Source organism: Candidatus Palauibacter sp. (assembly GCF_965237495.1).
Classification (GTDB): domain Bacteria; phylum Gemmatimonadota; class Gemmatimonadetes; order Palauibacterales; family Palauibacteraceae; genus Palauibacter.
Genome location: NZ_OZ250143.1, coordinates 3,600,423 through 3,614,583 on the forward strand (window position 1 = coordinate 3,600,423; position 14,161 = coordinate 3,614,583).

The following is a 14,161-nucleotide window of genomic DNA, read 5'->3' on the forward strand; positions in this document are numbered from 1 at the left end:
TTTGAGGCACTTGGAGTTGAGCCACTCCCGGAGGATCCCGCATGTCAGGTCTCGTCGGAACGCGTTTGGGCTCGGAAGCAAGGCGGCGGCGCTGGCACCCGCGCGATGCGGCAGTCTCATGGGCGGTGCTGGCGACGCTGGCGTGCGGAGAAGATGTCTCCGCCCCGCCGCCGCCGCCGCCGGAGCCCCCCCGGCCCACGACGCTCTCGATCAACCCTTCCACTCTTGCGTTTCAGGCGCTCGGCGACACCGCGCGACTCGCCGCCGAGGTGCGTGACCAGAACGGGCAGATCGTAAGCGGCGCCTCGGTGACATGGGTGAGCGGTGATGCCCTCATCGCGACCGTCGGCGCGACGGGACTCGCGACGGCGGTCGGGAACGGCACGGTCTCCGTCAGCGCCAGTGCGGAAGGCGCGTCGGGGAGCGCCACGATCACCGTGGAACAGGTCGTGAGCTCTCTCGACCTTTCGCCCTCCTCCCTCATGCTCGCCGTGGGCGACACGCTCCGCCTGACGGCGGACGCAGCGGACGCGAACGGCCACTCCGTCGCCGAACCGGAGCTGACTTGGCGGACGAGTGACGAGTCGATCGCGACCGTGGACGCCACGGGACTGGTTAGTGGCACAGGCATCGGGATGGCGACGATCACCGCCATGGCCGACGAGGCCTCGGCTGATGCGGGCGTGGAGGTGCTGGACGGCGCCGACGAGGATCGCCTCGCCTTGACCAGGCTCTACGCCGTCACCGACGGTCCGGGCTGGATCAACGACGACAACTGGTTGACGGACCTGCCGCTGGCAGACTGGCGCGGCGTCACCGTAGACGCGGAGGGCCGGGTCACCGAGTTGGATCTGGAAGGCAACAACCTCATCGGCGTGATCCCGCCCGAACTCGGCCATATCTTCCAGTGTAATCCACTAAGGTCTACCAAGTAGGCCATAACACGTTATTGTACAACGTGTTCCGTAGGACACGCGGCGTCTGATCGTCCCTTGCGGTCCATGGCAATCCGGTGTAAGCTTCCCTGTGTAGTGCTGCAATAAGTGATACACTACAAGGAAGGAGACTCCATGACCAAGCGGCCGAGGACACTCAGCGCGGCGTTCGTGCGAACGGTCAACAGGCCCGGCGTCTACGGCGACGGGCGCGGCGGGCGCGGGCTGAGCCTTCGCGTCCACCGGACGCTGGATGGCCGGATCACCAAGACATGGCGGCAGCGCGTCAGGATCGAAGGGCGGCTCACCTCGATCGGGCTCGGGCCGTATCCCGAGGTGACGCTCGCCGAGGCCCGGCAGAAGGCGTTGGACAACAGCCGGGGCGTCCGCTTGGGCCAGGACCCGCGCGGGCGCGGCGTCCCGACGTTCGCCGAGGCCGCCGAGAAGACCATTGAACTCCACCGCGAGGCGTGGAAGGCCGGGAGCCCGCTTCCCGAGCAGTGGGAGTCCACGTTCCGTCTGCACGCCGCGCCGCTGCTCGACAAGCCGGTGGACCGGATCGAGAGCGCGGACGTGCTCCGGTGCCTCGCGCCGATCTGGAACTCGAAGCCCGCCGCCGCGCGGAAGGCCCAGCACCGGATCACCGCCGTCTTCCGCTGGTGTATCGGTCGGAACTACCGGGCGGACAACCCGGTCGACCGGGCGGTCGTTGCACTGCCGAAGGCGAACGGCCACACGACAACCCACCACCGGGCGCTACCACACGGAGAGGTCGCGGCCGCGCTCCGGGCGGTCCGCAGGACCACCGACACGCACCCGTCGGCGGTTCTGTGCGTCGAACTGATCGTGCTGACGGCGGTTCGTCCCGGCGAGGCACGGGGCGCGCTTTGGGACGAGATCGACATGGACGCGGCAAGGTGGACGATACCTGCATCCCGTATGAAGGCGGGCCGTGAGTTCGCGGTCCCGCTCAGCACGGGCGCGCTCGACGTGCTGGAACGGGCGTGCAAGCTGTCGGGCGAATCGCCGCTGGTGTTTCCGTCGCGGACCGGCGGGCCGCTTCCGCCGAAGGCGCCGCTCAGGGTGCTGCGGCGGGCCGGGGTCGCCTCGACGCTGCACGGGTTCCGGTCGAGCGCCCGGTCGTGGATGGCCGAGTCGGGAGTCCCGGCGGAGGTCGCGGAGGCCTGCCTCGCCCACGTTCCCAGGAGTCAAGTCGTTCAGGCGTATCAGCGCTCCGACCTGCTGACACGCCGCGCCGAAGTCATGCAGGCGTGGAGCGAGTACCTCGGGTAGCTACGCGCCACCCTCGACGCCGACCAGCACAGCCCTTTCACATCCGTAGCGCGGTCGGCGGGCAGCCGCGACCGCGTTGCCGTCATCCACGGCGGCAAACCGAGCCGAACCGGCCTCGTCGGACCGGTTCCCATACCTCTGGACGATCGCTCCGCGGTTCGCCAAGGGGGGAGTCCCGACACGCCGCTGGCGGAGCTCTTCCGCAGCTCTGACACGTTATGACACAACATGATACGTCATAAGCACTTAGGGAATTCCCTAAAGGGTTGACGGCCTTGCGGATGGTCGTTCAGCGTTCGGGCATGGAGACGCTGGAAGGGCAGTTCATTTCGCGCGTCGGCGCGTTTCTGGGGCGCTCGGGCCTGAGCCCGACGGCGTTCGGCAAGAAGGCGCTGGGCGATCCGAACCTGATGCGCCAGATCGGCCGTGGCCGCTCGCCGTCGCTGAGGACGGCGGACCGGATTCTCGCGTTCATCGCGGAGCAGGACGGGGCATCGGATGGTGGACGCGATCCGCCTCGACGCCCGTGACACCGGAGACCGACGAGAACGCGGAGAGCAACGAGGAGGAGCAGGACCATGACCGAGAACACGATGGGACGGAGAACGAACCCGCCGACCCGCTTCCTGCGGCTGCCCGAGGTGCTGGAGCGCACGGGCCTGTCGCGGAGCACAATCTATATCCGGGTGGCCGAGGGGTGCTTCCCCCGGCCCGTCCCCCTGGGCGGGCGCGCCGTGGGCTGGATCGAGGCGGAGGTGGAGGAATGGGTCCGCGAGCGCATCGCCGAGAGCCGGTTCGGGGGCGACCGGGCCCGTAAGCGCGGCGAGGCCGCGCCCGGGATCCCCGAGGCCGGTTGGCGGGCGGCGGAAGCCCGCCCGGTTCGATGATGCGGCGCGCTCGAAGCGGCCGGGGAACAGCCCGTTGGCCTCGCCTTGGGCGGTCAAGCCAGCTTACCCGAAGTAATACGTTCGGGGCTGGCGAGGGGGAGGCCCTGCCCCCCTTCGATCCCCCCAAGGTCCGCGCGCCGGGGGAGCGCGCGGGCGAAGGCTCCGCCCCCCGTCCCCCTTGTCGGCCGGTCGTCCGATGACTGACCGGCGCACCGCGATCGTCACCGCCCGCGTGTCGGCGGCCGAACTCGCCGACTGGAGGGCCAAGGCCGTGGCCGCCGGCGTCCCGCTCTCGGCGCTCCTTCGAGAGGCCATGGCCCGCACGCGCACATGGACCGCTCCGGCGGTAGAGGTCGAGCGCGAGCGCACCGCGCAGATTGCGCGCATCGGGAGCAACCTCAACCAGATCGCCCGGTGGGTGAACACCCACAAGCAGGCCATCGAGGCCGTCGAGGTGATCGGCCACCTGATCGCCATCGAGCGGACGCTCGCTGCGGCGGCCACTCCCCGATGCCCGGACGCCGATGCTGATTAAGTTCCTCGCGCACGGGACCGGATCGGCCCGGAGGGCGGCAGACTACCTCCTCGGAGAGCGCGACGCGGCCGGGAAGCCGCGAGGATGTCAAGGTCCTGCGGGGGGATCCGAACCAAGTTGCCGCCGTGGCCGACACGCTGGCGTTCGAGCACAAGTACACGTCCGGCGTGATCGCGTGGGCGCCGGAGGACGAGCCGACCGACGAACAGATCGACGCGGTTCTGGACGCGTTCGAGGAGACGGCTTGGGCCGGGCTCGAACCCGACCGCTACGCTTGGGCCGCCGTGCTCCACCGCGAGGAGGACGGCGGCGCGCACGTCCATGTCCTCGCCGCCCGATGCGACCTCGAAACCGGGCGGAGTCTGAACATCGCCCCTCCCGGTTGGGAGAAGACGTTCGGCCCGCTCCGGGACGCCTTCAACCACGAACACGGCTGGGCTCGTCCGGACGATCCGACGCGAGCCAGAGTGCAGCAGCCGGGACACCGCGCATACGTCGAGGCCACCCATCTGCGGGCCGGGCTCCGGCTCGAATCCTCACCCCGCGACCTGATCCGGGGCTACCTGCTACAGCGAGTCGAGCACGGAACGGTGCGGAATCGCCACGAGGTCGTCGCAGCCCTGCGGGAGGCGGGCCTCGAAGTGCCGCGCCAAGGCATGGACTACATCACCGTGCTGGACCCCGAGACCGGGGACCGGTGGCGGCTGAAAGGAGAACTGTATGGAGAGAACTTCGAGCGCGAACGATTTGACCGAGCGGCTGCGGAGACGGCTGGAGAACGAACGCCGGGAGATCGAGGAATTGACCGCGAGCGAGCTCGCGCGGCTCGCCGAGAACTCGCGGCGCGTCGCGAGGAGCGCGCTCGGTACCATCGAGCGCGATACGGAGGAGGCGACCGGCAAGATGCGCGAGTTGCTGGTCAAGGCGTGGCTCCGGCCCCTGATCGTCGGCCTGAGCCTTTGGCTCGGTATCTTCGGCGGAAGCTGGGCGACGATGTGCTGGTTGGCGAGGAGCATCCAGGCCCGGATCGAGACACGCGCCGAACTGTATCGGGACATCGAGGACGCCCGGCGGACGCTGGCCGAACTGGAGGTGGACACCTGGGGGATCGTGTTCCACGAGATCGAGGGCGAGCCGTTCGTGGTGGTGCCGGACGAGGCGCTGGCCGATCCGGCCTGGTGGGTGGACGACCGTCCGGCCTTGAAGCTGTCGAACGAGTGAGGGGGTTGTATGACCGCGTTAGAGGAGCAGTTGACGGAGGCCTTGAAGAGGTTGTCCGCGCAGTACGAGACGGAACAGCAGCGGCACTCCGGGCAGGTCGAAGCCTTGCGAGGGCGCGTCGAGCGGCAAAGCGCGGAGAACGAAGCCTTGCGGCGGCGTGTCGAGCGGCTGAGCGAGGAGAACGACGCCTTGGGGCGGCAAATCGAGCGGCTGAGCGAGCAGGTGACGCGCTTGACCGAGTATTGCGGGACATCCGCCGCCGCGAGACCGCACGGCCACGGTTGGAGATAACGCCGCCGCGCGGGCCAGACCGCGATGCCGGGCCGAGCCGCTGATAGGCTATCGCCGGCAGGTAGTAGACATGTAAGTCTCTCTGTACCAATGACATAAAGCACTTTCGTCTACGGTATTCTGGTCAGGCCCTTGACGGCCCGAGCGACTCTAGGTAGCCTTCACGCCGTTAACGAGATTCCACTCCGTTGACGTCCCGATCCTCACTCCCAACCTTTCATCAGGAAGTAGACCACTGAACCACCAGCGTCGCCGTATCCTTACGCCCGTCAACATCGTGTTCCTCTCGGTGTTGGCACTGCTCGCCTCATCCACCATCCTCCACGCCCAAGCAACCCCCACGCCCAGCGATGAGTTCGACGCGTGCATCGAGAACGCAGTCGTGCGCGCCGATGAGAGGGCAACCAACCACGAGGGGAGCACGCTCGGTCGCTTCATCAAGTTCTCGATGGATGTGGCTCACTGCACCGCGGACTACCTCAGTCCCTTCAATTAGGAGCAGGCCCCCTTCGGATATCAGCGCTTCGTAGCAGCATGCGAAATCAAGATCGAAACTCTTCGCGAAGCGGATTCCGGTGGGGCTCGGCCGGGTGGGTCGGCGCGCTCGTCGCTGTGGTCGTCGTCGCTGCGCTCGTCTGGAGCGTGGTGCAGATCGCAGCCGAGCGCGCCGACCCTGGGGTTGCGCGCTCGCCGTCTGTGTCGACCCCAGAAGGAGTACCGCTGCTTGCCGAGGTCTGGTCCGTGACGGATGCGGTCTGGAACGCGGGAAGCTGGTTCATCCTCGATCGCCACGCTGGCCAAGTCCACCGCGTTGATGCTCGCGGATTGCGACTCTACAGTTTCGGGCGCGAGGGGCTGGGTCCGGGCGAATTCCGGAATCCGCAAGCGCTTGTGGTGCATGGAGACAGCGTGATCGTGGCCGAGCGATCCGGCATGCTCCACGTGTACGGGCTGGAGGGCGACCATATCGCGGATCGCCCAGTAGACCTGCGCGAATGCACGGGATCTGGGGTGGAGGATCTCATCGCCACCGCCCGCGCATTGGTTCTCGTCGCCGTTTGCTTGAAACCGGACCTAGCCTTGGAGGCGAGGCTTCTCGCGGGCGGGAGCGATGGGGATTGGCGGGTGATCAGCCGTAGCTCGCCGAGTCACAACGGAGACCGGCGAGTGAATCCGTACTGGGCTCCGGTGCTGACTTCGTTTGGTCCAGCGATCGCCTTCGGTCTGGTGGCCGAGGATTGCTTGGAGGTCCTTGATTTGAATGGACTTGCAGAACGTCGCGTCTGCCACGATAACCTCCAGCGGCTACCCGTTTCGCGTGAAGACGCCCGGTCATTGCGGGACCTAGCGCGGCAAGGACAGAGTACCGGGTTCCGCGTCGAGATTCCGTCAACCCTGCCACCGTTCGACGCCGTGTTCGATGGTGGCGAAGGCAAACTGCTCTACCGAACTCCCTCGCCCGCTGCAACCGACGCCAAGCGATTGGTTCGGTTGGGGAAGAACGGACAGGAGGAGGTGCTGGATCTTCCGCCTGCCCCCTATGTGTTCGTGTCCGGACGTCAGGCACTCCTTGCGTGGGATGCTGCGGAGGGCTCGCACCTTCAGTTCCAAGCACTAGACGCAATTCAGGAGTGACCGGTGCCCCATTCAGAAGCCGCAGTCGTCGCTGAGGGTCTTCGCGTATCGTATCGACGCCGTTTCCGGAGCCACGTTGTCCTCGACGAGCTCGACCTTGAGGTGTCGTCCGGGGCCGTCGCCGCCATTGTCGGCAGGAACGGGGAAGGGAAGACCACGCTCTTCCGGGCGCTAGTAGGGTTACATCCAATCGACCGCGGACGAGTACGAATAGGGGGTTGTGCCCCTGGAGCGGCTCGTGACGGACGACACATCGGATTCATGCCGGAGCTCGTAACCTATCCGCCCTCGTGGACCGTTGCGGACGTGCTGGGGTTCGGTGTTGATCTCGCCGTGCCGCCGGAGGGTCACCGGGAGGCGTTCGCCACCGCCGTCGCTCGGGGGCGCCTTGACGACCAGATCTTGGCGAAGCGAGCCAATCGTTGCTCGAAGGGGTATCGGCAACGGCTGAGTCTGGCGTTCGCACTGATCGGGGAACCTGCCGTGGTGTTTTTGGATGAGCCGTTCTCGGGGCTTGACCCGCCCTCGCGTGTGGCAATGCGAAGCGAGATCGAATCCATGGCGGCCCGGAGCGCGACCGTCGTGCTGACCAGCCACGATCTCGCAGAGGTGGGGAGACTGGCCTCGGATATCTTTGTTCTGGACGGCGGCAGACTACGGGCGAGTCCCTTGGCACATGGGGCTGCGGACTCCGCCGAGGCCTTGGAGGCCATGGTGACGACGGAGTCGCCATGACGGCCCGCATGGTGGGGTTTCCGAGGCGCGTGTGGCTGCGTCTGCACGCAAAATCAACTTCCTTGGTGGTCTTGACCCTCGTTACAGCGGCGCTAGCTGCCTTGTTGGCCGCCACGACGCCCGAGTCCGAGTTTACTCGGCTGGATTCCCGCGTTTTCGTACTGGCTGTCGGCGTCCCGATCATCCTCGCGGGGAGGCTGATATCCGAGGACTTCCGGGGCGGGATGATCCAGCTTTGGATTCAGCGAACTACCGATCCGGTGGGGTTCTACTTGACTCGCCTCGGCGAAGCCCTCGTTGGCGGGGCAATCTTCATCATTCTCGCCGCGCTGATCGAAATGGGACTTTTCTTGGCTTTTTCTGACTCGGCCATTGCGGACCGGCTCGTCGAACTGCCGAGTCTGCTGCTTCTCGCCGCATGCGTGTCAATCGTGGGGTTCGGCCTTACGGCTTGGTTGAACCACGGCACGGCGATCGCGATGCTCGCCGTGTACATCACTGGTTACATCGAGCGCGATTTCTTGATCCCCGGTGGTCCTTTTGGGGGCTGGACTCCCGTGCTGCGGGCCTTGTCCTTCCCACTCTCTGCCCTCAGGGACATCGACTCCATGGTGGCAGGCGAAGGCGCGCTGGAACCTTGGGTGTCGTTGGCGCGGATCGCTTGGTTCGCCATCCTTTGGCTCGCGGTGGGTGTCGTCGGCATCCGCTGGTCGCTTCGCGCCGGCAGGCTTGCCAAGGCGCAGGCACCATAAGGGTTCGATAGCGGAGGGTGAGCCTCGGGGCCGTCCAGGTCGGGTCGCGGATGTATTTGACGAACGACTAGTGTCATGTCACACATCAAACGTCGGATAGAGGCGCTTGAGCTTGACACGTGCGTCGTCCGTGGTGAATTGCCAGTTGACCTTGGCTTGGATTCGGTCTCTGGCCGCCTGCCAGGCGGCGACTTCGGCGCGTAGGGTGTCGATGGAGTCGATGCGGCGATTGAGGCACTGGCGGATCATGACGTTGAGTTCGACCTCGGCGACATTCAGCCAACTGCCGTGCTTGGGGGTATGGACGAACTCGAAGCGATCCCAAAGCGCCTTGGCCTCGGCGGGTTCGAAGGTTTCGTGGAGCGCGCCGGGGCGGTGCGTGTTGAGGTTGTCCATCACCAGCGTGATTCGGGTGGCGCCGGGGTACTGCGCGGCGATGTCGCGCAGGAAGCGGGCCCAGTCGGTTTTGGTCCTGCGCTCGGTCACCTTGGTCTGGCGCCGGCCGGCCAGTGGTTCGGTGGCCATGAACACGTTGCAGGTGCCGAGGCGCCGGTACTCGTAGTCTTCGCGGGCCGCCCGTCCCGGTGCCGGCGGGACGGGCGTGCGCGTCTCGCCGATCAGCTGGCGCGGCGTCTCGTCCATGCACACCACCGGTAAGTTCGCATCGTACGGACGCCGGTAGACGTCGAGCACCCGCTCCATCCCCGCTGCGAAGTCGGCATTGCGCCGCGGCGGGATCACCCAGCCGACGCGCCGCCACGGTTTGATGGCGTTTTTTTTAGCACCCGCCGCACCGTCTCGTGCGAGACGCTGTCGATATAGCCGAGTTCCACCGCGCGGTCCGCCAACAGGCGCAGCGACCACCGCGCGCGCCCCTCGGGCGGATCGCCGCAACTGAGCGCGACCAGCCGCGCCTCGAATTCGCCGTCCGCCTTGCGAAGGTACTTCGCGCGACGACCCCGCCGGCCCCCAAGCGCCGCTTCCAGACCGTCCTCCACAAACCGCTTCTTGACCCGGTCCACCCTGCGCGCGCTGATCCGCGACACCCCGGCGATCTCCCCGCCGGTCGTGCGCCGCTCGTTGAACTCGCCCTCGTCGCAATTGAGCAGAACCAGCGCGTTGATCACCTTCCGCGAACGATGTGAACCCTTGCGTGTCATCGCCGCCAACGCCTCGCGCTCCCCCGCTTCCAACTCCACCAAATACCGTTTCATGCCAGCCTCCTCGCCATTGTGGACCGGCAAGAAGTCTATCACGCTCCTTACGACATATCACGTGTGACATGACACTAGTCTGTATCGTTTTTGTCGTCGGAAGGCGTTGGAGGAGCCGGGGAGTCCGGGATCCGGCGTCCGGGGGCTTCCGATGCAGTCGAGTGTATTCCGGTTCAGATCTGTGTATTCCAAGTGGTACAGGAGTTCCTTGGGTTTGTCCTAACACGTTGCAGAACCACCGCTTACGCTCACGCACTCTTACTTCCGCCCGAACTCGGCAACCTCGCTGCCCTTTCCCGACTGGAGTTGTCCACGAACCAGCTCTCGGGTCCGCTTCCCGCGGAATTGGCCGCATTGACCGATCTCGACGCGCTTGAACTGACCAGCAATCCAAGGCTCGCCGGTCCACTCCCCATCGCGCTGACAGCCCTTGGCCAACTCGATGTGTTCCAGGTCGGCGGCACGGAGCTATGTGCGCCGCCGGAGGCCGCCTTCATCCGTTGGCTGGAAGCCATTCCCACCCGCAGAGTGGCACGCTGTGTCGAGAGCGGGCGAGCGGAGTCCGCGGCGTACCTGGTCCGGGCCATCCAGTCGCGGGCACACCCCGTCCCGCTGATCGCGGACGATCCGGCCCTGCTGCGGGTCTTCGTGGCCGCCCCGGCTGCCGGCGGCGAGACGCTTCCGGCGGTACGCGCGCGATTCTACCACGAGGGGGCGGAGGTCCATCGTGAGGACATCGCGGCGGGGACTGCCGCGATTCCCTCCTCGCTGGACGAGAGCGCAGTTGAGCGGTCGTCGAACGCCGAGGTCCCGGGCTGGGTGATTCAGCCGGGCCTGGAGATGGTCGTCGAGATCGACCCGGAGGGAACGCTCGACCCTGCGATCGGGGTGCAGCAGCGAATCCCCTTCGAGGGGCGTGCCCGTGTGGACGTACTCGCCATGCCCCCTCTGGAGTTGACGCTGATTCCGATGTTGTGGAGCGTCGCGCCGGACTCGTCGATCCTCGGCATAACGGACGGCATGACCACGGACGGCGAGCTTCTCGCGCCCGTGGGTTCGCTGCTCCCGGTCGCGCAGTTCAACTTCACCGTGCACGATCCCGTCGTGACATCGAGTCGGAGCACCTTCGATCTGCTCGGCGAGGCCTGGGTGATCCGGCAAATGGAGGGTGGCACCGGATACTGGATGGGCACGATGACCGAGCCATCGGTGTCGGCGGGGTTGGCGCAACTCGGCGGACCCGTCAGCTTCGCGATACCGGACCGTAAGGCGATCGTTCACGAACTGGGGCACAACATGGGTCTTGACCACGCCCCCTGTGGTGGTGCCGGCGGCTCCGATCCGGCATTCCCGCACGCAGGCGGAGCGAGCGGCGCCTGGGGGTATGACTTCGAGCGCCGCGCGCTGGTCTCGCCGGAAACCCCGGATCTCATGGGCTACTGCAATCCCAACTGGATCAGCGACTACTTCTTCACGAACGCGACCCAGTTCCGTCGGTTCCGAGAGCATGAAACGGCCGGAGCTGTGGGGGCGCCGACGCGAACGCTCCTGCTGTGGGGAGGGGTCCAGCCGGACGGAGTGCCCTTCCTCGAATCATCTTTCGTGGTAGATGCACCGGTCAGCCAGCCGCAAGCGGGGGGCCCCTACGAAGTCAGGGGCACCGCGGTGGACGGCCGGGTGCTTTTCTCCGTGAACTTCTACATGTCGGAGTTGGCCGACGGTGAGGGTGGGTCGCGCTTCCTGTTCACCATCCCGGCCGAACCCGGGTGGGGCGAATCCCTGGCGGGTGTGACGCTTTCGGGGCCTGATGGCGCCGCAACGCTGGATGCGGAGACCGACAGACCCGTCGCGATCATCCGCAACCGGGTCGACGGCCGCGTTCTTGCCATTCTGCGCGGGGCGCCGACAGGTGCGCTCGCTCAGGCCTCCGTGGCCTCGCTGGTCTCGGACCCCGACTCGGAAGTGCTGTTCAGCCGGGGCATCCCCGACCCGGAGGCCTGGAGGCGCTGATCCGAGCGGCCGGGACGGTCAGCCGATGCGGTGGCGGCCTGTGTAGACGTTGAAGCCCGTCGGCTTCGCGAAGCCTGCAAGCGTCATCCCGAACTCCTTCGCCACGTCGACGGCGAGGCTGGACGGCGCGCCGACCGCCACGACGATCGGTATGCCGGCGGCGAGCGCCTTCTGCATGATCTCGAACGACGTGCGGCCGCTCACGGCCAGCACGACATCGCCCAGGGGCAAGCCGCCATTGAGGAAACGCTCGCCGATCACCTTGTCGAGCGCGTTGTGGCGTCCGACATCCTCGCGGAGCAGTTGAAGCTCGCCGCTCACGTCGAAGAGACCGGCGGCGTGAAGTCCGCCCGTGCGGTCGAACACGGGTTGGCTGCTGCGAAGCGCTTCCGGGAGAGAGCGTACGATCTCGCCGGTCACGGTTGGACCCTCCGCCGGTATCGGTGCGCAGCCCCGAATCTCGATCGCCTCGAGCGACGCCTTTCCGCAGACACCGCAACTCGAGGTCGTGTAGAAGTTACGGGTCAGCTCCGCCGGGTCGAAGCGGGCGGTTTCGCTCAGCTGGACCGTGACGATGTTGTATTCCTGGGTCTCGACCTCCACGCAGTAGCGGAGGTCGGCCACATCGGATCGGTGGGCCAGCAGACCCTCCGAGAAGAGGAACCCGGCGGTGAGATCGAAGTCATCCCCGGGCGTGCGCATCGTGACCGCGACCTGATGTTCCTCGCCCGCGGCGGTGGCGATTCGGATTTCGAGCGGCTCCTCGACCGCCACGGCATCACGCCGTCTGCGGCTCGATGTGTCGGAGACGCGATCGATGTCGACGCGGGCGGTGTTCCGGCGAGGCGAGATCATGGCTCGAAAGTACGGTTCGGAGGGCGGTTGCGCCGGGGTCGGTTTCGTTGCCGCCGCGAGCGGCGACGGGTAACTATGACGGCATGACAACGCCCTCCGACGCGGATCTCCTCGCGAACTGGCGAGACGAGTCCGCTCCCCTGCTCCCGCTTCTTCACGCGTTTCACGAGCGCGATGGGCACCTGTCCGAGGAGGCGCTGCGTACGATCTCCGACGACCTCCGGATCCCGATCGCCGACCTGTTCGGCACGGTGACGTTCTACCATCACTTCGCGCGCAAGCCGGGGGGACGCGGGCACCCGCGGGTGTGCACGGGGCCGGTATGCGCGCTCCGCGGCGCCGATGAACTGCTGGCCGGGTTACCCGGGGCGCTTCCCATGCCTTGCCCGGGGCGCTGCGACGAGCCGATCCCGGTGCTGGAACGAGATCAGGTTCGCTGCGGAGCGACAGTGGCCGAACTTCGGTCCGGCCCTTCCCCTCTTCCTCCCGATCCTCGTCCCGGCATCGAGGAGTGTGTGTTCGCGCACATCCGAGCGCCGGGGCGGGCCAAGCTCGCGGGCTACCGCGGGAGCGGTGGCTACTCGGGACTCGCGGCAGCGCTCCGCGGACGCCCGGAGGAGGTGCTGGATCTGATCGACGCGAGCGGCCTCGCCGGCCGGGGTGGCGCCGGCTTCCCGACCGGGAGGAAGTGGCGGGCCGTGGCGGAAGCCGCGGGTGAGCCGAAGTCCATCGTGTGTAACGCGGACGAGGGCGAGCCGGGGTGCTTCAAGGACCGGGCGCTCATGGATTACGACCCGCACGCGGTCATCGAGGGGATGCTGGCGGCCGGTTTCGCCACCGGGGCGACCCGAGGTTTCATCTACCTCCGATATGAATACCCCGACACCCTCGACATTCTCGAGAGAGCGCTCGACGAGGCCCGGACCGAGGGATTGATCGGGCCGGCCGCCTTCGGGCCGGGGCGGCCGTTCGACCTCTGGGTACGCCGCGGCGCGGGCGCATACATCTGTGGGGAGGAGACATCCCTTCTCAACAGTCTCGAGGGCAAGCACCCGTTCCCGCGCAACCGCCCGCCCTTCCCGGTGACGCACGGATACGAGAACCTTCCCACCGTGGTGAACAACGTCGAGACGCTCGCGTCGATACCACACATCCTCGTGCACGGCGCCGACTGGTATCGGGGACTCGGTATCGGCGAACACGCCGGTACCAAGGTGATTTCGCTCTCGGGCGACATCGAGCGACCCGGGAATTACGAAGTTCCGATGGGCTTTCCGCTGATGACGCTGATCGACGGCGGAGCCGGCGGCGTACCTGGTGGCCGTGCGATCCAGGCGGTCACGATGGCCGGGCTGTCGGGCGGCTTTCTGGCGGGGGAGGATCTCGACGTCACGCTGGACGAGCCCTCGATCCGATCGAAGGGGTCGTTCCTCGGCGCGGGCGGGATCATGGTCTTCGACGACTCCCGGGACATGGTGGAGGTCGCGCATTCCGCGATGGAGTTCTTCGCGGAGGAGTCGTGCGGCAAGTGCTTCCCCTGCCGCATCGGCACGAAGCGCCTCACCGAACGCCTGCACGGCGGGGGTCCGTCGGATGTCGGCGACTGGATCGATGAAGTCCACGATCTTGGCGTGACGATGAAGGAAACGAGTGCCTGCGGGCTCGGTCAGGCCGCTCCCCTCATCACGGAGAGTCTGCTCCGCTATTTCCCGGATCGGGTTTCGAGGCACGTAACCGGGTCCGGGTAGGGCGCGGGGCCGGACATTTGTCGCGACGGCCGCGGACTGCCATGTTAGTT

14 protein-coding genes and 2 pseudogenes are annotated in these 14,161 nt (G+C 66.8%); 14 read left to right on the top strand and 2 right to left on the bottom strand.

The features are described from left to right. The first annotated feature begins 41 nt into the window (after window positions 1-41). The 12 genes and pseudogenes from ACPXY0_RS15820 to ACPXY0_RS15875 all read left to right on the top strand — a co-directional run bounded on the left by ACPXY0_RS15820 (window position 42) and on the right by ACPXY0_RS15875 (window position 8,284). Window positions 42-935 carry an Ig-like domain-containing protein gene (locus tag ACPXY0_RS15820; protein WP_423926176.1) on the top strand — a complete coding sequence of 298 codons (894 nt, stop codon included), beginning with the start codon at window positions 42-44 and terminating at the stop codon, window positions 933-935. A gap of 135 nt (window positions 936-1,070) precedes the next feature. Further along, a complete protein-coding gene (locus ACPXY0_RS15825; protein ID WP_423926178.1) occupies window positions 1,071-2,228 on the top strand; it encodes a tyrosine-type recombinase/integrase in 1,158 nt (385 codons plus the stop codon). Between the two features lie 302 nt (window positions 2,229-2,530). Beyond that, the gene (locus ACPXY0_RS15830; protein WP_423926180.1) at window positions 2,531-2,758 is read left to right on the top strand and encodes a hypothetical protein; all 228 of its coding nucleotides are present in this window, start codon (window positions 2,531-2,533) and stop codon (window positions 2,756-2,758) included. Between the two features lie 63 nt (window positions 2,759-2,821). Further along, window positions 2,822-3,022: pseudogene (locus tag ACPXY0_RS15835) on the top strand (helix-turn-helix transcriptional regulator); the annotation flags it as partial. Between the two features lie 289 nt (window positions 3,023-3,311). Next, window positions 3,312-3,650 (top strand): plasmid mobilization protein, encoded by a 339-nt coding sequence (locus ACPXY0_RS15840; protein WP_423926182.1) that lies wholly within the window; start codon window positions 3,312-3,314, stop codon window positions 3,648-3,650. Window positions 3,651-3,775: 125 nt separating this feature from the next. After that, window positions 3,776-4,075: pseudogene (locus tag ACPXY0_RS15845) on the top strand (relaxase/mobilization nuclease domain-containing protein); the annotation flags it as partial. 295 nt (window positions 4,076-4,370) lie between these two features. Continuing rightward, window positions 4,371-4,871, top strand: coding sequence for a hypothetical protein (locus ACPXY0_RS15850; protein WP_423926184.1), 501 nt, complete (start codon window positions 4,371-4,373; stop codon window positions 4,869-4,871). A gap of 9 nt (window positions 4,872-4,880) precedes the next feature. Then, window positions 4,881-5,162 carry an MbeD/MobD family mobilization/exclusion protein gene (locus ACPXY0_RS15855; protein ID WP_423926186.1) on the top strand — a complete coding sequence of 94 codons (282 nt, stop codon included), beginning with the start codon at window positions 4,881-4,883 and terminating at the stop codon, window positions 5,160-5,162. Between the two features lie 277 nt (window positions 5,163-5,439). After that, window positions 5,440-5,658: a hypothetical protein gene (locus ACPXY0_RS15860; RefSeq protein WP_423926188.1), complete on the top strand. Its 219-nt coding sequence runs from the start codon at window positions 5,440-5,442 to the stop codon at window positions 5,656-5,658. 245 nt (window positions 5,659-5,903) lie between these two features. After that, window positions 5,904-6,797, top strand: coding sequence for a hypothetical protein (locus tag ACPXY0_RS15865; RefSeq protein ID WP_423926190.1), 894 nt, complete (start codon window positions 5,904-5,906; stop codon window positions 6,795-6,797). Between the two features lie 3 nt (window positions 6,798-6,800). Further along, window positions 6,801-7,532 (top strand): ABC transporter ATP-binding protein, encoded by a 732-nt coding sequence (locus tag ACPXY0_RS15870; RefSeq protein WP_423926192.1) that lies wholly within the window; start codon window positions 6,801-6,803, stop codon window positions 7,530-7,532. After that, window positions 7,529-8,284: a hypothetical protein gene (locus ACPXY0_RS15875; protein WP_423926194.1), complete on the top strand. Its 756-nt coding sequence runs from the start codon at window positions 7,529-7,531 to the stop codon at window positions 8,282-8,284. Before ACPXY0_RS15870 ends, ACPXY0_RS15875 begins: the two co-directional genes overlap by 4 nt. A gap of 78 nt (window positions 8,285-8,362) precedes the next feature. On the opposite strand, the gene ACPXY0_RS15880 is transcribed toward ACPXY0_RS15875, so the two are convergent. Then, a protein-coding gene (locus tag ACPXY0_RS15880; protein ID WP_423926019.1) for an IS630 family transposase occupies window positions 8,363-9,498 on the bottom strand; the annotation gives its coding sequence in 2 pieces (ribosomal slippage) (window positions 8,363-9,066 and window positions 9,066-9,498; 1,137 coding nt in all). 354 nt (window positions 9,499-9,852) lie between these two features. Between ACPXY0_RS15880 and ACPXY0_RS15885 the strand changes: the two genes are divergently transcribed. Then, window positions 9,853-11,508, top strand: a complete 1,656-nt coding sequence (locus ACPXY0_RS15885; protein WP_423926196.1) for a M66 family metalloprotease — start codon at window positions 9,853-9,855, stop codon at window positions 11,506-11,508. An 18-nt stretch (window positions 11,509-11,526) separates the two neighbouring features. On the opposite strand, the gene fdhD is transcribed toward ACPXY0_RS15885, so the two are convergent. After that, on the bottom strand, window positions 11,527-12,363 hold the full coding sequence (fdhD, locus tag ACPXY0_RS15890; protein ID WP_423926198.1) for a formate dehydrogenase accessory sulfurtransferase FdhD: 837 nt from the start codon (window positions 12,361-12,363) through the stop codon (window positions 11,527-11,529). 83 nt (window positions 12,364-12,446) lie between these two features. Between fdhD and ACPXY0_RS15895 the strand changes: the two genes are divergently transcribed. Beyond that, the gene (locus ACPXY0_RS15895) at window positions 12,447-14,111 is read left to right on the top strand and encodes an NADH-ubiquinone oxidoreductase-F iron-sulfur binding region domain-containing protein (RefSeq protein ID WP_423926200.1); all 1,665 of its coding nucleotides are present in this window, start codon (window positions 12,447-12,449) and stop codon (window positions 14,109-14,111) included. Window positions 14,112-14,161: the final 50 nt, after the last annotated feature.